Annotated in this window: 19 protein-coding genes; 9 read left to right on the top strand and 10 right to left on the bottom strand. The window is 30.9% G+C overall.

Features of this window, described 5'->3' with window-relative positions:
* Positions 1–11: 11 nt before the first annotated feature.
* Entirely contained in the window at positions 12–923 is a 912-nt protein-coding gene (locus E5R92_RS01990) for a bifunctional enoyl-CoA hydratase/phosphate acetyltransferase (RefSeq protein WP_168606443.1), read from the bottom strand.
* 49 nt (positions 924–972) lie between these two features.
* Between E5R92_RS01990 and E5R92_RS01985 the strand changes: the two genes are divergently transcribed.
* Positions 973–2,115, top strand: a complete 1,143-nt coding sequence (locus E5R92_RS01985; RefSeq protein WP_168606442.1) for an epoxide hydrolase family protein — start codon at positions 973–975, stop codon at positions 2,113–2,115.
* Here E5R92_RS01985 and E5R92_RS01980 read toward each other — a convergent pair whose 3' ends face one another.
* From E5R92_RS01980 to E5R92_RS01965, 4 genes are all read right to left on the bottom strand, one after another.
* Positions 2,116–3,126: an Ldh family oxidoreductase gene (locus tag E5R92_RS01980; RefSeq protein WP_168606441.1), complete on the bottom strand. Its 1,011-nt coding sequence runs from the start codon at positions 3,124–3,126 to the stop codon at positions 2,116–2,118.
* Positions 3,127–3,144: 18 nt separating this feature from the next.
* The gene (locus E5R92_RS01975) at positions 3,145–5,058 is read right to left on the bottom strand and encodes an ABC transporter permease subunit (RefSeq protein ID WP_168606440.1); all 1,914 of its coding nucleotides are present in this window, start codon (positions 5,056–5,058) and stop codon (positions 3,145–3,147) included.
* 1 nt (position 5,059) lies between these two features.
* Positions 5,060–5,857, bottom strand: coding sequence for an ATP-binding cassette domain-containing protein (locus tag E5R92_RS01970; protein WP_168606439.1), 798 nt, complete (start codon positions 5,855–5,857; stop codon positions 5,060–5,062).
* Positions 5,858–5,945: 88 nt separating this feature from the next.
* Positions 5,946–6,890 carry an ABC transporter substrate-binding protein gene (locus E5R92_RS01965; RefSeq protein ID WP_168606438.1) on the bottom strand — a complete coding sequence of 315 codons (945 nt, stop codon included), beginning with the start codon at positions 6,888–6,890 and terminating at the stop codon, positions 5,946–5,948.
* A gap of 214 nt (positions 6,891–7,104) precedes the next feature.
* Here E5R92_RS01965 and aptA point away from each other — a divergent pair, with 214 nt between their 5' ends.
* Genes aptA through E5R92_RS01950 form a run of 3 tightly spaced genes read left to right on the top strand, consistent with a single transcriptional unit; the run spans position 7,105 to position 10,131 of the window.
* Positions 7,105–8,451 (top strand): omega-aminotransferase AptA, encoded by a 1,347-nt coding sequence (aptA, locus tag E5R92_RS01960; protein WP_168606437.1) that lies wholly within the window; start codon positions 7,105–7,107, stop codon positions 8,449–8,451.
* A gap of 44 nt (positions 8,452–8,495) precedes the next feature.
* Positions 8,496–9,608 carry an alanine dehydrogenase gene (gene ald / locus E5R92_RS01955; protein ID WP_168606436.1) on the top strand — a complete coding sequence of 371 codons (1,113 nt, stop codon included), beginning with the start codon at positions 8,496–8,498 and terminating at the stop codon, positions 9,606–9,608.
* 13 nt (positions 9,609–9,621) lie between these two features.
* A complete protein-coding gene (locus E5R92_RS01950; protein WP_168606435.1) occupies positions 9,622–10,131 on the top strand; it encodes a hypothetical protein in 510 nt (169 codons plus the stop codon).
* Between the two features lie 4 nt (positions 10,132–10,135).
* Here the strand turns inward: E5R92_RS01950 and E5R92_RS01945 are convergent, their stop codons facing one another.
* Both E5R92_RS01945 and E5R92_RS01940 read right to left on the bottom strand, forming a co-directional pair.
* The gene (locus E5R92_RS01945; RefSeq protein ID WP_168606434.1) at positions 10,136–10,798 is read right to left on the bottom strand and encodes a TenA family protein; all 663 of its coding nucleotides are present in this window, start codon (positions 10,796–10,798) and stop codon (positions 10,136–10,138) included.
* Entirely contained in the window at positions 10,798–12,291 is a 1,494-nt protein-coding gene (locus E5R92_RS01940; RefSeq protein ID WP_168606433.1) for a sodium:solute symporter family transporter, read from the bottom strand. The genes E5R92_RS01945 and E5R92_RS01940 overlap by 1 nt, the downstream gene beginning before the upstream one ends.
* 231 nt (positions 12,292–12,522) lie before the next feature.
* Here E5R92_RS01940 and E5R92_RS01935 point away from each other — a divergent pair, with 231 nt between their 5' ends.
* From E5R92_RS01935 to E5R92_RS01915, 5 genes are all read left to right on the top strand, one after another.
* A complete protein-coding gene (locus E5R92_RS01935; RefSeq protein ID WP_168606432.1) occupies positions 12,523–13,458 on the top strand; it encodes an ABC transporter ATP-binding protein in 936 nt (311 codons plus the stop codon).
* The gene (locus E5R92_RS01930; protein WP_168606431.1) at positions 13,448–14,215 is read left to right on the top strand and encodes an ABC transporter permease; all 768 of its coding nucleotides are present in this window, start codon (positions 13,448–13,450) and stop codon (positions 14,213–14,215) included. The genes E5R92_RS01935 and E5R92_RS01930 overlap by 11 nt, the downstream gene beginning before the upstream one ends.
* Positions 14,216–14,252: 37 nt before the next feature.
* Positions 14,253–15,386 carry an RIP metalloprotease RseP gene (rseP, locus tag E5R92_RS01925; protein WP_168606430.1) on the top strand — a complete coding sequence of 378 codons (1,134 nt, stop codon included), beginning with the start codon at positions 14,253–14,255 and terminating at the stop codon, positions 15,384–15,386.
* Positions 15,387–15,526: 140 nt separating this feature from the next.
* Entirely contained in the window at positions 15,527–15,802 is a 276-nt protein-coding gene (locus E5R92_RS01920; protein WP_006997102.1) for an HU family DNA-binding protein, read from the top strand.
* A 146-nt stretch (positions 15,803–15,948) separates the two neighbouring features.
* Positions 15,949–17,250: an ammonium transporter family protein gene (locus E5R92_RS01915; RefSeq protein ID WP_168606429.1), complete on the top strand. Its 1,302-nt coding sequence runs from the start codon at positions 15,949–15,951 to the stop codon at positions 17,248–17,250.
* Between the two features lie 62 nt (positions 17,251–17,312).
* Here the strand turns inward: E5R92_RS01915 and E5R92_RS01910 are convergent, their stop codons facing one another.
* The 3 genes from E5R92_RS01910 to E5R92_RS01900 are packed head-to-tail and all read right to left on the bottom strand — an operon-like array spanning position 17,313 to position 19,556.
* Positions 17,313–17,774: a peroxiredoxin gene (locus E5R92_RS01910; protein WP_168606428.1), complete on the bottom strand. Its 462-nt coding sequence runs from the start codon at positions 17,772–17,774 to the stop codon at positions 17,313–17,315.
* Positions 17,775–17,779: 5 nt separating this feature from the next.
* Positions 17,780–18,781 (bottom strand): glycosyltransferase family 9 protein, encoded by a 1,002-nt coding sequence (locus E5R92_RS01905; RefSeq protein ID WP_168606427.1) that lies wholly within the window; start codon positions 18,779–18,781, stop codon positions 17,780–17,782.
* Positions 18,774–19,556: an FkbM family methyltransferase gene (locus tag E5R92_RS01900; protein ID WP_168606426.1), complete on the bottom strand. Its 783-nt coding sequence runs from the start codon at positions 19,554–19,556 to the stop codon at positions 18,774–18,776. The genes E5R92_RS01905 and E5R92_RS01900 overlap by 8 nt, the downstream gene beginning before the upstream one ends.
* Positions 19,557–19,578 lie beyond the last annotated feature (22 nt).

Genomic DNA, 19,578 nt, shown 5'->3' with positions numbered 1-19,578 from the left:
TCAATGAAGAATTAGTCTAATGCAACAACAGCTGCTGCAATAGATGCCAATCTAGCTTGTGCTTCATCGGATCTACTAGTAATAACTATTGGAACTTTTCCACCAACCACAACTCCAGCAGCACAAGCTCCCATAAAATATATCATCATTTTAACTAAACTATTTCCAGTTTCAACACTTGGAACTAATAATACATCAGCATCACCAGCTACAATATTTTTAACACCTTTAATTGCAGCAGATTTTTTTGAAATACTATTATCAAATGCTAAAGGACCAAAAACATCAGCATTTAAATCATCTTGTTTTGCAAGCTGTGTAATTTCATTCGCATCAATAGAGCTTGGTACACTATCTAAAATTTCTTCTGTCGCTGATAGAACTGCAACTTTTGGTCTTTCAATTCCTATACGATTTGAAAAATCAATTACATTCCTTAAGATATGCATTTTTGTTTTTATATTAGGTAAAACATTTAAAGCACCATCAGTAATTATAAGAGGCTTATCGTCTTTTGTAGTTGTCATATGCCATATGTGGCTAAGTCTAGTTTTTCCAAGTAAATTATAATCTCTTTTTAAAACTTCTTTCATTAAAACATCGGTATGAATATGACCCTTAACAATAATCTTTACTTTATCTTTGCTAGCAAGTTTTGCAGCTATTGCTGCTGTATTATTTTCTATAGGTTCATGAATTATCTCATACGAAGATATATCCCATTTTAAATCCTCAGCACACTTAAGAATGTCTTTTTTATCCCCTATAAAAATGGGTGTAATTAAATTTTCATTAACAGCATCTTGAACTGAAAGCATAGGCAAGGGCAAACCTGCGTTAACGATAGCAGCGTTAACACCTTTTTTCTTATGTGCATGGTCTAGAAGGTTATTAGGACAAACAATTTCTTTATTTGAAAGCATGAGGTATATTTAATCTGAATTTTTAAAAAGTATATACTGTAAATTGATAATGATTAAGCCTTTTAAATTAAATATTCCCGATAAAGCACTTCAAGAAATTTATACTAAGGTAAAAAATTACCCATGGCATGAAATGCCAGATGATGGTGGCTGGGAATATGGAACCAATCTTGAATATATGAAGGAGATATCAAGTTATTGGGTCAAAGATTTTGATTGGAGAAAACATGAAGCAGAAATAAATAAATTTTCAAATTTTACAACTGTTGTAGATGGTGTTGAAATGCATTTTATTCACGAAAAGGGTAGTGGATCTAACCCAACACCATTACTTCTCATGCATGGATGGCCTGGATCAGTTGTAGAGTTTTTACATATAATCGAAAAACTTGCTCACCCAGAAAAATTTGGTGGAAAAGTTGAAGACGCATTTGATGTTATTGCTCCATCTTTACCTGGTTTTGGATTTTCAGGCAGACCACCTAAACCGATTGGTCCAAGAAAAATGGCAGCTATCTTAAATAAATTAATGATAGAAAATTTAGAGTATAGAAGTTATTTAGCACAAGGTGGTGATTGGGGAGCAACTATAGCAAACTGGATTGGTTACGATCACTCAAAATTTTGTAAAGCAATTCATATTAATTGCTTAACAATGCGCCACCCAGATGGAACACAATCAAAAGAAGAACAAGACTGGCAAGATCGATTTGATAAAGATCAAATTATGCAAGACGGTTATAGAACCCAACAAGCAACAAAGCCACAAACATTAAGCTATGGAATGATGGATAGTCCTGTTGGAGTTGCAGCTTGGATTATTGAAAAAATGTATGCTTGGTCAGATTTAAAAAATGACAATATTGAAAGTGCTTATTCAAAGGATGTCTTGTTGGCTAATATTATGGTTTATATAGTTACAAAGACTTTTAATACGGCTTCTTGGATTTATTATGGAAGAAGAGAAGAGGGTGGACGTTTTTTCCCTAAAAAATTTAAAAAAATAAAAATACCAACAGCTGCTGCAATTTTTCCAGCCGAAATGTCAGAGTGGCCTCCAAAATCTTATGTTGATAGAATATTTAATGTTACTCAATGGACTGAGATGCCAAGTGGTGGACATTTTGCAGCATTAGAGGAACCTGAACTTCTTGTTAATGATCTTGTGAAATTTTCAAGGACAGTACGTTAGCTAAATACCTTGTAAATATTCTAAGTCTTTTTGAACAGCTTTTGTAATATCAATTTCTTTTTTAAGATTATTTTTGAATCTATTGAACTTACTTTGTCCAGGATAAAGAATTTCTTTAACACCCTTAATTTTAGGAAGTCTTTTGATAGTTTTAATATTATCTTTTATTCTTTTATTAAAAGAATTACCTACAAACAAATTGGGTTTTAAAACAAAGAATAAATGCCCAATATTTTGTGGACCACTAAAATCATTGAATGGATCCTTAACTCTACCTGCATGATTACCACCAGTTAATACACCACTTAAAATATCAACCATCCAAGCTAATCCAGAACCTCTGAAACCAGCTATAGGTAATTGAACACCCTCTAAAGCTTTTTTAGGATCAGTAGTTGGTTTACCAAATTTATCTAAAGCAACGCCTTCAGGAATTTTTGTTCCCTCTCTTGCGGCAACTCTAATTTTTCCTCTATTAATCATTGATATTGAAGTATCTAAAATAAAAGGAACCTTAGATCCAGTTGGAGTTCCAAAACAAATAGGGTTTGTTCCAAATAAACTTTTTAAAGCTCCATGAGGAGCAACTGCTGGAGGAGCATTAGTAAAAACCATCACCATTAGTCCTTTTTTAACTGCTTGCTCTGCGTAATAACCAGACAAACCATAATGACCACTATTTTTAACTGCAACTAAGCCAATACCAGTTTTTTTAGCATTACTTATTGCTGTTTTAATAGCAGTATCTGCTGCAACAAAACCAATACTATTGCTGCCATCAACGTGAGCAATTGATTGAGAGATTTTTTTAATTTTTATTTTAGCCTTGGGATTAATTACTTTTTTAGATATTCGATCACAGTACATTTTTAATCTAGATAACCCATGAGAAGGAGCGCCTACTAATTCAGCATTTATTAAAGCTTCAGCACATATAGATGCATGCTCTTTACTTAGCTTATGACGAATAAAAATATCTTTAATGATACCCTTTAATTTTGAAGAATTCATAATTTATTAAATGATTGGTTAACCTTTACCATGCCATGGAATTGTTTTGGTAATTATTTTTCTCAAAGCAATATCAAATAAAAGACCAAGCATACCCATTACAAAAATAGTTATCCAAATAACCTCATATTGAAAATATTTTTTAGCAACATTTTCAACAAATCCAATACCCGTTGTTCCAGCTAAAAATTCTGCTGCAACCAAAGTCCCCCAACACATTCCTACCGCAACTCTTACTCCTGTTAAAATTTCAGGTAAAGAGTTTGGAAAAATAACATATCTTAATATTTGCCATTTCGATGCACCAAGTGAGTGAGAGGCATGAATTTTAGATAATTGAGTTCCAGAAGCACCAGCTCTAGCAGAAATGATCATAATTGAAAATGAAACCATAAATAATAGGAATACTTTTCCAACGTTATCAATTCCAAATACAGTAATAACTAATGGAGCCCAAGCAAGTGGAGGAACTGGTCTGTAAAGTTCAATTAATGGATCAAAGAACCCTTTAGCAAATCTATTTAGACCCATTAATAAACCAAGTGGTACACCAAATATTATTCCAAGAATTAAACCTAAAAATACTCTTAAAAAAGAGTCCCAAATATGTCCCATTGGGACAGGTATTTTGAATAATTTAAACTCACCAGTAACCACATTTAAAACTTTGCTTTTAAAGTTTGGTTTAACAGTTCCATCAACACTATGGACAGGGTAATTACCTGGGATAATATCTGCAATCCAATCTGGTAAAATAAAGCCAACAACTTTACTAACATCCATCATTTCATACCAAATCAGTGGAATATTTTTAAATCCAACACTTGGTTTTAATAAAAGTGTAAATTTTTTTAAAGTATCTGATGGTTTAGGCAGCCACCTGCCAGAACCTTGCTCTGAACAATTAGGACCACTTGAAATTATTGTTCCGGTAGGAAATAAAAATATATCAATTAATCTTAGACTTCCTTGTTCTTTTTTTTGAATAACATCAAATTCTAAAATTGCTTGCTGCATAGTATCAAGAGTTTTTGGAGGAAATATGCTTGCGTATTCAATTCTTCTTGCAATTTTAAGTACATCTTTTGCTAATATTGATGCCACCCCTTGTGTGTCATCTAGCTCTGATCTATATTTTTTTATTCCATCTTTGATTTCTTTCATCAAATTTTTGTATTGTGAATTATGATTTCTTAATTTGAAAAAATCATCACTAATTAAAGTTAATTCTTTTGCCGCAGCATCAAACTTTAATCCTTTTTTTGTTTCTGGAATAGTTGGAATTTCTATGGTATTTTCTACAGCTGTTCCTGAAGATCCCCATCCACCTTGTATTTTTAAAGCTTCAATTCTCGCATTTTCTTCTTCAATACTTTTTATTGGTGGATAGCTTATCTTTTGAAAATCTTCTGTTAACCAAGCTATTCTATTGGTTAATTCACTGATCTTAATTTTTGTTTCATTTTCAATAAGGTCCTCATTAGTTAACAATGGAATCGTTCTTTTAGTTTTTTGAATAAAACCTAAAAGTCTATCTTTATCTTGATTTCTTATTACTGATGAATTTCTAATTTCATTAGTTAATTTTTCAATATTTTTATTCTCAGCCTTAATAATTGAAGTACTTTTAAATTCTCTTTCATTTATTGGAAATAAATATTTTAATGAAAGCATCGAGTCGTTAACTTTTGCAACTTGGCAAAGTTCATTAGCAGACTGAGGATAAAAAGACTTTGCTAAATCCCATGAATAATAAAGCCATGCTATTAATAAAAAACTACTTCCAACAATGATCCAATGAGCTCCACCTTTGGCTCGTTCAGGGTTCCCAAAAACAGCATCTATTTTCTCAGTCTTAGCTAATTTTATTCCATAAAGAATAGAACCTATAACGGCAAAGATAATTAAAAATGTTATAATCCCTGTAATCATATTATATATCTTTACCCATTATTTCTTCTTCCATATTCCAAATCATGGTTAGAATTTCTTCTCTTTTACTTCCAAAATCTTTAGTTTTTTTAATCTCTCTTAAATCACCATCTATCCCCATTGAAGCAAAGGGTAGGTTATATTCTTTATGTATTCGGCCTGGTCTTGGCGCCATTACATATAATCTTTCACCAAGCAATAAAGCTTCTTCAACTGAGTGAGTAATTAAAATAATTGTTTTTCCTGTTTCTTTCCAAATTTTTAAAACTAATGACTGCATCTTTTCTCTTGTTAATGCATCTAAAGCTCCTAATGGTTCATCCATTAAAATTAAATCTGGATCATTAATTAAACATCGCGCAAGAGCAACTCTTTGCTGCATACCGCCAGATAATTGATAAGTTGGTGTATCTCCAAAGCCCTGTAAACCAACTATATTTAACCATTCATCAACTTTTTTTGATGTTTTAATTGGATCTTCTTTTTTCATTCTCAAGCCAAAGTCAACATTTTCAGCAACTGTTAACCATTCAAATAAAGCACCTTGTTGAAAAACCATTCCTCTTTCAACCCCTGGACCATTGATTTCATTTCCGTTAAGAGTAATTACTCCTGAAGTTGGCCTAAGAAATCCTGCAGTGATATTCAATAGAGTTGTTTTCCCACATCCAGAAGGTCCAAGAACAGTTAAAAGTTCCCCTTTTTTAAGTGTGAAATTTACATCTTTTAATGCATGAACAGTTTCTCCCTTTGGAGTTTTAAATATCATGTTTAGATTTTGAGAAATTAAATCGCTCATAGAAATAAATTTATATTAAATTTTATTTAAAAAAATAGGCACCAATTTAATAAATTGGCGCCTATTTAATTTTATCTTACTCTCTAGATTATAGAGGTAAAAAGCTTGTATCTACTGCTCCGTTAGGAGTACCCATTCCTTTTAAGAAACCATCAAGAGTTCCACCTGATTCCATAGATTTTTTAGTATCTGCAGCATTCAAGAATACAAATCCACCTAAAGTTTCTTTCATATCTCCAAGTTTCATTTCAGCATCTTTTGCGATTACATTCATATCACTCTTACCAGCTGCGTATCTAGCATTAGCTTCATGAGTTACTTCTATGAAAGTTCTTAACATTCCTGGGTTTTCTTTCATAAATTTATCAGTAACAGATGTAATATCGATACCTTTGATACCTGCATCACGAGCTGCTTGAACTGTTAACAATCTTGTACCAACAGTTAGAGCTGCTTTAATAGAGTTACCACCAAATAAACAAGCCATTGAAACATCACCAGAAACTAGTGCAGCAGCACCTTCTTCAGGATCCATTTGAATAACAGTCATTTTGCTTTTATCAGCACCAACAACTTTCATACTCTCATCAAAAACATACTCAGCCATAGTTCCTAGAGGAACTGCAACTTTTTTTCCTTCTAACTCAGAACCGTTCGCTGATGTAATACCAGAAGCTTTAGATGTAACACAAGTTGTACCACCCATTCCGTATTCCATAGCAACGTCAACAAGTTTCAAAGGTGCTTTAGATTTAACAGCATTGATGAAAGGTACTAAGCCTTGTGAGTAAGAGATATCAATATCTCCAGCTAACATAGCATCAGTCATTGCACCACCGTTTGAAAAGTTAGTCCATTTAACTGGAACACCTAGTGCTTTATCAAACATCTTTTTAACTTTATCTTCTTGGTTTGGAGTAGGCCATTCTAAAAAGAATGCAACTCTTACTTCTTTAGCGGCAGCATTAGCAACTGATATAGACAAGTTAAGAGCAACTACTGTTCCAAGAATAAAACTAATTATTTTTTTCATTATTATCCCTCTGTTAATTTAATTAAATTATGAACATTAAAATTCAATTTAAGAGAGATGTAAAACAAAAAACAAATATACACCTTGAGGTTGTAGTATTTAAACTAATAGAAATCAAGGTAAAGACTGAAAAATAATTATAGAAAACCTTTTTATTTAGTCTAATAGTTGGAAAAAGAATTTATTAAAAATATTTATATATAGAGAGAAACTCATGAGCTCAGAAAACAGAACCTCAGTACCAAATTCATTAAATGAACATTGGATGCCGTTTACATCAAATAAAGATTTTAAAGCAAACCCTAGATTAATAACAGAAGCTAAGGGAGTTTATTTAAAAACTCACCATGGTAAAACACAAATAGATGCGAGTTCAGGTTTATTTTGTAATCCACTTGGTCATGGAAGAAGAGAAATTACAGAAGCTGTTACGAAACAGTTAGAGACTTTAGACTATGCTCAGCCTTTTCAACAAGGTTTTGGTGGTTCGTTTGAACTTGCTACAAAGATTTCAAAGCATACACCAGGTGATTTAAATAAAATGTTTTTTACAATTTGTGGATCTACAGCTGTAGAGACAGCAATTAAAATTGCTGTTGCTTATCATAGAGCAAAAGGGCATGCAGAAAGATTTAGATTTGTTGGCCGAGAACGTGGTTATCATGGAATGAACATTGGTTGTATTTCAGTTGGTGGAATGGTGAACAATATTAAAACATTTGCAAGTGTTTTAATGCCAGGTGTCCAACACATTAGACATACACATTTACCAGAACATAAATTTGTAAGTGGTCAACCAGAGACAGGGGACTATTTAGCAAATGATTTAGAAACTATTTGTCAAAACTTTGGTGGTGAAAATATTGCTGCTTGTATTGTTGAGCCTATTGCTGGATCAACTGGAACATTAGTTCCACCAAAAGGATATTTACAAAGACTAAGAGAGATCTGTGACAAACATGGAATACTTTTAATTTTTGATGAAGTAATTACAGGCTGGGGGAGAACAGGTTCTAAATTTGGTGCTGATGAATTTGGAGTAACTCCAGATATTATGACAATGGCTAAAGCTACAACAAATGGCGTTGTACCTATGGGTGTCGTTGCATGTAGTGATTATATTTATGATACAGTAATGGATGCTTCACCAACAGGTGCTGTTGAATTATTTCATGGTTATACTTATTCAGGAATTCCAGTTGCAGTAGCAGCTGCTCTTGCGGTGCAAGAAATTTTTGAAAAAGATGATATTTTTAATAGAGCAAAAAATTTAGCTCCTTATTTCCAAAAAGGATTGTTTTCTCTTCAAGATCTAGATTCTGTGGACAATATCAGAGGATATGGAATGATGGGTGGAATAGACATGAAGTTAAACACTAAACCAGGTAAAGCTGGATATGAATGTTTTAAAGCTTGTTATGAAGCTGGTGTAAACTTTAAAGCTACTGGAGATTGTTTAATTATAGCTCCTCAATTCATCTGTGAAGAAAAACATATTGATGAGATTATTGAAAAGTTAAGATCTGGTATTTCCAACTATCAAAAAAATCAGAAAAACTAAAAACTTAATTTAATTAAAGTATTTGCAAAAAAGGAAAGCAAGTAATGAAAATAGGCGTACCTAAAGAAATCAAACCTCAGGAACATCGTATTGGATTAACACCTGAAAGTGTAAAAACTTTAATATCAGAAGGTCATGAAGTTTTAGTTGAAAATAATGGTGGTTTTGAAGCTGGTTTTGAAAATGAACAATACACAAGCGTTGGTGCTAAAATCATAGATAAAGCTGAAGATATTTTCAATGATGCAAATATTATTGTTAAAGTAAAAGAGCCTCAATCAGGTGAAGTTAAGATGATCAGAGAAAATCAGATCGTCTACACTTATTTACACTTAGCAGCAGCGAAAGAATTAACAGAGGGACTAATTAAATCTAAAGGTGTTTGTATTGCTTATGAAACAGTGACCGATGAAAATGGAAGACTACCATTACTTGCACCAATGAGTGCGGTTGCTGGACGTATGTCTGTTCAAGCTGGTGCCCACTGCTTAGAAAAAAATCAAAACGGTAGAGGTCTTTTATTGGGTGGTGCTCCAGGAGTTGAAGGAGGAACGGTTGTTATTTTAGGTGGTGGTGTTGTTGGAGAAAACGCTGCAGTCATTGCAACTGGTATGAGGGCTAAAGTTCATATCGTTGATAAGTCAGAAGTAAGACTAAAACAATTGGTTGAAATGTTTGGTGATAAAATTATTCCAGAACAAAGTGATAAAATTGATTTAAATAAATTAGTTGCTGAAGCTGATCTTTTAATTGGTGGTGTTTTAATACCTGGTGCTGAAGCTCCAAAATTAGTTACTAAACCAATGTTAAAATTAATGAAAAGAGGATCCGTAATTGTCGATGTTGCAATTGATCAAGGGGGTTGTGTTGAGACGAGCAAACCAACAACTCATGGTGATCCAACTTATATCATTGATGATGTTATTCATTACTGTGTAGCAAATATGCCAGGTGGAGTTCCAAGGACTTCAACTATTGCATTGAATAATGCAACACTTCCATATCTAGTTAAAATTGCAAAAGATGGTTATGCTAAAGCATTAAGTGATGACAAACATTTACTTGCAGGATTAAATGTTTGCAAAGGTCAAGTAACTTATAAAGCAGTTGCTGATGTTTTTGGACATGACTATGTTGATCCTTTAAAAACTCTATAATTTTTTTAAACTAATGTTATCGGATAAAATTAAAGACTATTTAAACGAATATATTAGTCAGGAAGTTTACGTTCAAGTTGCAGTTGCTAAGGGTAAAAATAAAACCTCAACAAATGCTGCAATCAGTAAGTACTTTGAAAGCAATCACTTTCAAGGTTTAGCTGAAGGTAAACCTTACAACACTTTTTTAGATGATCTTAAAGACAAATGTTTAGGAAAATTAGTTAATTCTCCAATGAAAGATAGTAAAACGGATGATGAGATTATTATTGAACTTCAAAGAAAGCTTAATACTTTAAAAGCTGAAGAATTAAATGATACTTACTGGGAAGTTGAGACAGGTGAGTATTTAAGTGGAACAGATATTAAAGAAATTGAATTGGAGAGAGATACTTTAATTAAATTTTTAACCTCCAAAGATGAAGCACATGATACAGTAAGTACTCTTTGCAAGAATTATGAAAAATTATGTAAGGAAAAGTACCCTGAAGCCCCATTACCTTTAGAAATTTTAAGCAACTAAAAATTTAAACAAAACATTCCCAAAAATTTCTTTCAAGAACAGTTGATTTTTTAAAATTTCTTTTAAGCATATTTAATTTTTTATCTGTACTATTTTTTAAGAGAGCATCTAAATAATCAATATTGTCTTTGGCTACTTGTTGGTATTCTTTTGAAGAATACATTTTAATCCAAGAACTATATTTACTTTTTTTCCAGTTTTTAATCTTAGAAAGATTAAACCCAATCTCACCATAGCCAATGATGCATACAGATAGGCATGAGAAGATATCAAGATTATCTCCATTTTTACCCATTCTCAGGACATAATTAGTATAAGCACTATTAGCTTTCTCGACTACGATGTTATTAAGAGATTTAAGAGGTATTTTCCACTTTTTACAATAATTGATGTGGAGTTTGATTTCATGATCAATTCCCTTAATAAAATTTACTGATCTATTAATTTCTTCAAAGTTATTAGATTTATAAACACTAAGAGCTAAAATTTTAAGAAATTGCTGTAAGAAAACATAATCTTGAACTAAATAATTTTTAAAATTTTTATCTGGCAATTTATTGCTTACTAAATCAGATAAAAATTTATGATTAGTATATTCAGACCATTCCTTCTTACAGCTACTCTTTAATTTATAAAAAAAGGTTCTTTTATTATTATAAATATTCACTATTCCTTAATTAAAGTTTTAATTTTAGAAAAGTTAAAGTTACTATTTTTTTTAAAGAGCATTACTGTAATCATTGGTGTAAATGTTGCTAAAATAAATGACCAAAACAATAATGCTGTTGATATCCAAACGGGAAATGCTTCAGTTGGAAACAATCCACCAATTAAAATACTTTTATCAAAAGTTTGATTGGGAAATAAAAGCAATCCAGATATCAGTCCAATTATAACTGAAATTAAAGAAAGTCTTTCATCAACATCACCCTTAAACATTCCATAAAAAATAGGAAATACGGCAGCACAACATAACAAATCAGCAAATAAAAACATAAATAAGACGCTGTAACCCTTAGATGCGATCAAAAAAACAATTACTGATAAACCACATATTAAGTATTTAGAAAGTGTTAGATAGCTATTCTTATCTTTTAAACTAATAAACTTATTTCCCTCAATAGTAATGGTACTTGAAAGCGCATTAATAAGTGAATCCATACTGCTAATCACTAAGGCTAAAACTAAAATTAATATTGAAATAGTTAACAAAGAATTAATTCCAGTAAATGGCTCTAATAAAAGAGTAAAGAATAAAGTACTAGGGTCTGCTGCTTTATCAACTGATACTGCAAGAATTCCAAAGAAACCTAAAACAAGCATAAATGGAATTACAATAAAGAAGGCAGACATAAATCCTTTTCTTAAATCATCTGAACTTTTTGCTGCAAAAACTCTTTGCCAAACACCTTGATCAAATAAGTTGGTTGCAAAAACAGCAATGAAGAAAGTTAAGCCAGCAGTATAGCCATAAAAATATTTACCACTCATTAAAGTACCAGCTTTTTCATTTATCAAATCCATAGAAAAAGTATTATTTCCAGAATTAAAAATATGGTTGATAGCAAATATTAATAAAATCATAATTATAATAAATTGAATTTTATCTGTAAAAATTGAAGCTCTAAGTCCTCCATAAAGAGTGTAAGATAGAGTGGCAACAATTATTACAAGAGAGGTTTGCCAAAGAGGAAACCCTGACATTAAGTTAACAACTTTTGCAATTGCGGTAACTTCAGCTGCGAAATAAACAAACATATACATTATTGTTAATAATAAAACTAAACGAAACATTGCTTTACCAAATCTTATTAGAACGAATTGAGTAAGAGTATTACCACTAGGCATAATTTTCCTCATTCGCTGACCAATAGTAATAAAAGCTAAGAAGGGTAGCGCTTGACCTAAGCCATAACCAATTATAGCTCCTAAACCACCCCAAGTAGCAGCTTCTGATGGACCAATTAAAATCCATACACCAAAACAAGATGCAACTAAAGATGCAGTTAAAGATCTTTTACCAATTGATCTATCTGCATTTAAATATGCATTGATTGAAAGTTTACCTCTTGAATAAACTATTCCAATAGCAGCAAAAGCTAATGAAGTTAAAAGCAAGGTAATTATAGTAGTTGATTGATCTAGATATATTGTGTTCATTTTTTCCCTTCGTTGTGATTATACAACAGGTTCTTTGGGTATATTCTCAGCTTTTTACAGCACCCCAGAAACTGATATTCTTAAAAAAAAGAATATAAAAACTAATTAAAGAAATAATTAAACTAAGTCAAATTTTAACCTTAAGATATGAACATTAATTATTGAAATAATGCTAAAATTTATTAGGTTTATTGAATTAACTTCATTAGTAACTATATACACTCAAACAAAATGTCTGAAATCCAAATATCCATTAACAACTTATCTAAAGTTTATGACAATGGTTTTAAAGCCCTTAATAATGTTAGCCTCAAAGTAAAACAAGGTGAAATCCTTGCAATGCTTGGACCAAATGGTGCCGGAAAAACTAGTTTAATCAGTATTATTTGTGGAATTGTAAAGCCTTCTTCAGGGACAGTTACAATTGATAACTTTGACATTATAAAAGATTATAGAGAAACAAGATCAAGAATAGGAATGGTGCCTCAAGAGATAAGTTTAGAGTCCTTTGAAACAGTTTTCGATACTGTATCTTATTCTAGAGGATTATATGGAAAGTCACCTAAACCAGAACACATTGAAAAGATATTAAAAGATTTAAGTCTTTGGGATAAAAAAAATATAAAATTAAAAGAATTATCAGGAGGCATGAAGAGAAGAGTTTTAATTGCAAAAGCATTATCACATGAACCACAAATATTATTTTTAGACGAACCAACAGCTGGTGTTGATGTTGAATTAAGAAAAGACATGTGGCTTGTTGTTGAAGATTTGAGACAAACCGGTGTTACTATAATTTTAACAACACATTATATAGAGGAAGCAGAAGCTATTGCAGACCGTGTTGCAGTTATAAATCAAGGTGAAATAATTGTTGTTGAAGATAAGAATGAATTAATAAAACGAATGGGTCACAAAAAGCTAACAATTGAATTACAAGATAAGATATTGGAAATCCCAAAAGAGTTAGAAAAGTATAATTTAATTATTCATGAAAAAAAAATGTCTTTAACTTATTCTTATAAGGTTAAAGGTGAAAAGACTGGAATTACCGATTTACTTAAAGATATTAAAGATGCAGGTTTAAGGTTAAAAGATTTGATAACAGAACAAAGTTCATTAGAAAAAATTTTTGTTGACTTAGTTAAGGAGAACAATGAAATTTAATTATTACGGATTTAAAGCTATTTATGTTCATGAGATGAATAGATTTATAAGAACTGTAGGTCAGTCCATTCTTTCACCAGTAATATCTACATCATTATATTTTGTTGTTTTTGGCTCAGTCATTGGAGGCTATATTGAAAAAATTGATGGTGTTAGTTATGGTTCTTACATTGTACCAGGTTTGTTAATGTTAACTCTATTAACTCAATCAATAAGTAATACTTCGTTTGGAATATTTTTTCCAAAATTTAATGGAACTATTAATGAGATTTTAGCAGCACCTATCTCAACGTTTGAAACAGTTCTTGCTTTTGTTGGTGCGGGAGCCACTAAAACATTATTAGTTGGTGCTGTAATTTTTGTCACTGCTTCATTTTTTGCTGATGTTACAGTTAAGTATCCAATACTAATGATATTTTTATTAGTTTTAGTTTCTTTTACATTTGCTTTATTTGGATTTTTAATTGGTGTTGTTAGTAAAAACTTTGAACAAATGTCCATCATCCCATCATTGGTGATAACGCCTATGGTATTTTTAGGAGGAAGTTTATACTCCCTTGATATGCTGCCACCATTTTGGCAAACAATTTCTTATTTTAATCCTGTAGTTTATCTAATTGATGGCTTAAGATTTTCTTTTTATGGTGTATCTGATTTTAATATTTGGATAAGTATAAGCTCAATGGTATTTTTTTTAGTGGTTTGTATAATCTTGGTCACAATGCTAGTTAAAAAAGGCTATAATATTAAAAGCTAGAAATTAGAATGATAAATAGTATTATTGGATTATAATCATGTTGTCTTACATATTGCCCTTCATAGTTTTAATTGTTATCGTAGTTTTTATTCATGAATATGGGCATTATTATTTTGCAAAACGTTTTGGTGTAGGGGTTACTGATTTTTCAATAGGTTTTGGTAAAGAAATGTTCGGTTGGAATGATAAATCAGGCACTAGATGGAAAGTTTGTGTCATACCTCTTGGGGGATATGTTAAATTTTTTGGTGATAGAAATGTTTATAGCCAAGCTGATAATGATAAAATTATCAAAGAATACAGCAAAGAAGATCAGGATAAACTTTTTGTGTTAAAGCCCTTGTATCAAAGAGCTTTAATTGTATTTGGCGGCCCTTTAGCTAACTTTTTATTAGCAATTCTAATATTTTTTTCAGTTTATTCCTTTGCTGGAAAAGACTTTACACCAGCTGTTATTAACGAAGTTCAAAAGGATAGCCCTGCAATGGTAGCTGGTCTTAAGGATAATGATATTGTGGTCTCAATTGATGGTAATGAAGTTAAAAGCATTATGGAAGTTTCAAAATATATTATGATGTCTACTGATGAATTCATTAATTTTACAGTTAACAGATATGATCAAGATTTAACCTTTAGAGTAAAACCTAATATTGTTGATGGAGAAGATAATCTTGGCAACAAAATCAGTAAAAGAATGGTTGGTATTAAGCTTGGAGCCTATAATAATGAAGTAAATCACATCAAACTTGGTCCAGCTAAAGCACTGTTTTATGCAGTTAATGAAGTTTATTATGTAAGCGCCTCTAGTCTTAAATACATTGGAAGCATGCTTACTGGAAATGGTGATACCTCCCAGCTAGGTGGTCCAATTCGAATAGCAAAAATCAGTGGACAAGTTGCAGAATTTGGAATTTTACCTTTCATAAGCCTTATGGCTTACATTTCTATTAGCTTAGGGTTAATAAATTTGTTTCCAATTCCAATGTTAGATGGTGGACACTTAATGTTTTATGGTATTGAAAAGGTATTAGGGCGGCCCTTATCACAAAAAGCTCAAGAAGGTTTTTTTCGAATCGGAATGTTTTTACTGCTATCATTAATGTTTTTTACAACATTTAATGACCTAAAAGACGTTGGTTTATTTAAGTTTTTTAATAATTATATTTCTTAAATAACCCTTTTATATCAACACCAATTTAACAAATCACCATATATTGGGGTTTTTATTTTAAGAGACACTAATAAAAAGCTTGATTTATAGGCTTTTATGTAAATTATGTGAAAATAACCAATAAAACCGGAGCTAAATAAATGAACAAAAAACAATTAATAGCGCAACTTTCGGGTTCTTTAAACCTAAGTAAAGCTGACGCTGAGCGTACTTTTGATACTATTACAAACACTATTCTAGATGCTTTAAAAGGTGACGATACAGTGAAAATTGCTGGATTTGGAACTTACAAAGTAGCAAAAAGAAAAGCTAGAGTTGGAAGAAACCCTAGAACTGGAGAACAAATTCAAATCGGTGCTTCTCAAAAAGTTAAGTTTTTACCAGCTAAAGCACTTAAAGAAATATTTAATAAGTAATTAAATACCAAATTCATTAACAGCCTTTTACTGAAATGTAATAAGGCTGTTAGTATATGCAAATACTGCATATCTAAATTTCCCAATCAACAATAGTTTTAAAGACCATTCTAAATATAAGTGAAAGCTTAAACATGGAGGTCTTAATGACAAAAACAATTAAAATAATAACAGCACCCTTTATTAGTTTAGTACTTTTATTAAGCATGACTAATGCTGGTGTCGCTGAAACAACAATTTCAGCAGAAGGTCAGTATATATTTAATACCTTAGCATTTTATATTGGTGCAGTCTTAGTAGCATTAATGGCAGCAGGTTTTTGTATGCTGGAATGTGGTTTAGTTACAACAAAAAGTGTTTCAACAATTGCAGCTAAGAATGTTGGAAAATTTGCTATTTGTTCAATAGTCTTTTTCTTATTTGGGTATAATTTAGCTTACGGCATTCCAGAAGGTGGTTATATAGGAACATTTACAACTTGGGGTGATAGCTCTAGCATTGAAACAGGTTATTCAGATAGTTCTGACTGGTTCTTCCAGGCTATGTTCGTTTGTGCAACAGTATCTATAGTTTCAGGAGCAGTTGCAGAAAGAATTAAAATTTGGCCATTCTTTATTTTTGCTACATTAATGGGTGGATTTATTTATCCAATTTCAATGGGCTGGCAATGGGGTGGGGGCTGGCTAGCAACTTCTGGTTTTTCAGACTTTGCTGGATCAACTCTTGTTCATGCATGTGGTGGGGCTGCTGCCTTAGCAGGTGTAATAGTACTAGGTGCCAGAGAAGGTAGATTTGGGAAAAAAGGTGAAACTAAATCATTAGTACCTTTTGCAGCCTCAAGTATTCCTTTAGTTACACTTGGAACATTTTTTTTATGGTTTGGTTGGTTTGGATTTAATGGCTTTAGTCAACTTGCAATGGGAACGTTCGATGATGTAACTGCTATAACTAAGATTGCAGTCAATACACACCTTGCTGGTGCTGCTGGTGTTGTAACAGGAGCTATAGTTACAAGATTACTTGATAGCAAAACAGATGTAGTCATGATGTTAAATGGTGCATTAGCTGGTTTAGTGGCAATTACTGCTGAACCTCTAACTCCAACACCAGGTATGGCACTTGTCATTGGTTCAATGGGTTCTTTAATTATGTACTTTGGTACAAAATTTTTAGAAAGAATGGGACTTGATGATGTTGTTGGTGCAATTCCAGTACATATGTTTGCAGGAATATTTGGAACATTGATAGTTCCGCTTACGAATGCAGAAGCATCTTTTGGTTCTCAGTTCACAGGTGTAATTGCCGTATGTTCATTCAGTTTTATACTTTCATTAATTATATTTAAAACTTTGAAAGCAACAGTTGGATTACGTATCAGTAAAGAAGCTGAAAAACTTGGAACTGACGTTGCGGAAATAGGTGTTAGAGCTTACGCAATCAGAGACTAATAAATAACTATCTCTCTCTTTTAGTTAGAAAATAGGCCCCTTAACTGGGGCCTTTTTTATTTTTAAATGTTTTTTAAGGTATCAAGTACTTCTTTAGCGTGATCTTTAACTTTTACATTGTCCCAAATTTTTGCAATTTTAGCATTTGGATCAATTAATAAAGTAGTTCTTACTATTCCCATAAACTCTCTACCCATAAATTTCTTCTTAGCCCAAACTTTGTATTTTTTTAAAATACCAAGTTCTACATCAGATAAAAGATCAAATTTAATCTTATATTTTTTCTTAAATTTATGGTGACTTTTAAGATTATCTTTAGAAATACCAAATACATCACAATTCAGTTTTTTAAATTTAGGTAATAATTTATTAAAATCATTAGTCTCAATTGTACATCCTGGTGTGTCATCTTTAGGATAAAAATAAATAACCACATACTTGCCGAGTGAATCTTTTAAAGAATAAACTTTACCATCTGTAGAGTTCAAAGTAAAATTTGGAGCTTTTATATTTATCTTTATCATATTGTCTATATATGATTATTGAGATATTTGATTATATCTTGAAAAACTTTATCAGCAGTGAGTTTTTTCATTTCTTCTCGGTTTTTAATAAATTGATTATCAAGATAATTTTCAGGCACTAATGGTAAGACCTTACTAAACTTTAATTGACTTATTGGAGTATTGGCAAATAAGCCAAAACTCTTAACATTTAAAGCAGCAGCTAAATTTAAAGGACCAGAATTATTACCCACAAAAAAATCAGAGTCTTTTATTACACCAATGATATCAATTAATTTTAAGTTAGAACAATCAATAAAATAATTTCTATTTGATTTAGCTATAATATTTTTAACGATATGTTGCTTATCTTTTCCACAAACTAAATAAATATAATCAAAAACTTTTTTATCATAGAATTTATTTGCAAGTTCAATAAAGTTTTCCTCATACCATATTTTATAATCCTCAAATGAATCTACACCAAAGGCTATCTTTTTTCCATTATAAGAAAAGTTTTTTCTTAACTTATCTAAACTTGAAGGTTTAACTTCTATGTGTGGATAAACATCTTTAACATCTATATTGTTTAATTTTAGTAATTTCTGTGATTGTTCTGAATAGCTTAAATGCCAATCTCTATCTTCTAGAAAGTTTTTATTTGTAAGCCATCTTTTCTGTCTTTTGATGCCAGGGCCTATAATATTTTTAATTCTAGCAAGTGTCGCAGCTATTGCTGGCTTGTTAATTTTATCCAATATATAAACATGTGAGTAATCTTCATTAGCATATATTTTCTTAAGTTTAAAAACGTCTACCCAGTAAAAAAATTTTTTTCTAAAATTATTATAATGAATTATATTTATGTAATTAAGATCTTTTAAAATTTCTTTAGCTTGTGTCTTTTCTCTAACAATTAAATCAATTTTTTTATTGTGATGTTCACTTATGGCTTTTATATAAGGTAATTGCCAAATTAAATCACCTAATTTGTGATGTGAGTAAGTAATACAAATTTTTTCAGTCATTAAATTTTAGATAAATGTCTTCAATTCTATTTATGTTTTTATAATCTAATTGTTCCACAGGAAAAGACTTATCTGTTTTTACTAAACTTAGTTCATTCTTATTAATATTTGTGAAAGTTAATTCTATAACATTGGGATCACCATCTTCATTTAGTCCTGCAAAATTGTTAGCATGTATATGAATTAATTTAAGTTCTTTAGATATATTAATAAAGTCTTCAATTTTATCTATATTTTTATGAATGTCATGAAATTCAATAATTAAGGTATTAATTTTATTGGAGTTATTTAAAATTTGATCAAGCACTTTATATTCATCACCCTCAATATCGACTTTCAATATTACATTTTGGTAATTTTCAAGTATTTTATTAATACTGATCGCTGTGTTGTAAACATCTTCCGTTCCAATTTTAAGAATATAATGTTTGTTTTGATTTCTAAAAAAAATTAAATAATCTAAATATTTAAAAATATGAATAATCTTTTTTAATCTAATTTTTTTAAATAAAAAAAAATGTATAATATCTTTTTTAAATCTTTCTACCCAAAACTTTTTATTAACTGTATGGTCATAAGCTTCCACTATACATTGAGTGTTTATTTTTAAAAAAGACTTTTCAAATTCCCAGTCGTCATTTAAACCACATGCTATAATTACATCAGTATTAAGGATTGATTTTTTGTCAATAACATAGCCACCATCAAGTTTTGGACCAACTCTAACTAGTTTTTGGTTATCTATATGAAAAGGTTTTAGAAAATTTGGTAACATATAAATATAATAAACCTTTATT

The sequence above is a fragment of the Candidatus Pelagibacter giovannonii genome (genome assembly GCF_012276695.1).
In the GTDB taxonomy this organism is placed as follows: Bacteria; Pseudomonadota; Alphaproteobacteria; order Pelagibacterales; family Pelagibacteraceae; genus Pelagibacter; species Pelagibacter giovannonii.
The sequence above is the reverse complement of the archived record's forward strand: the minus strand, read 5'-3'. Positions and strand labels throughout refer to the sequence as shown.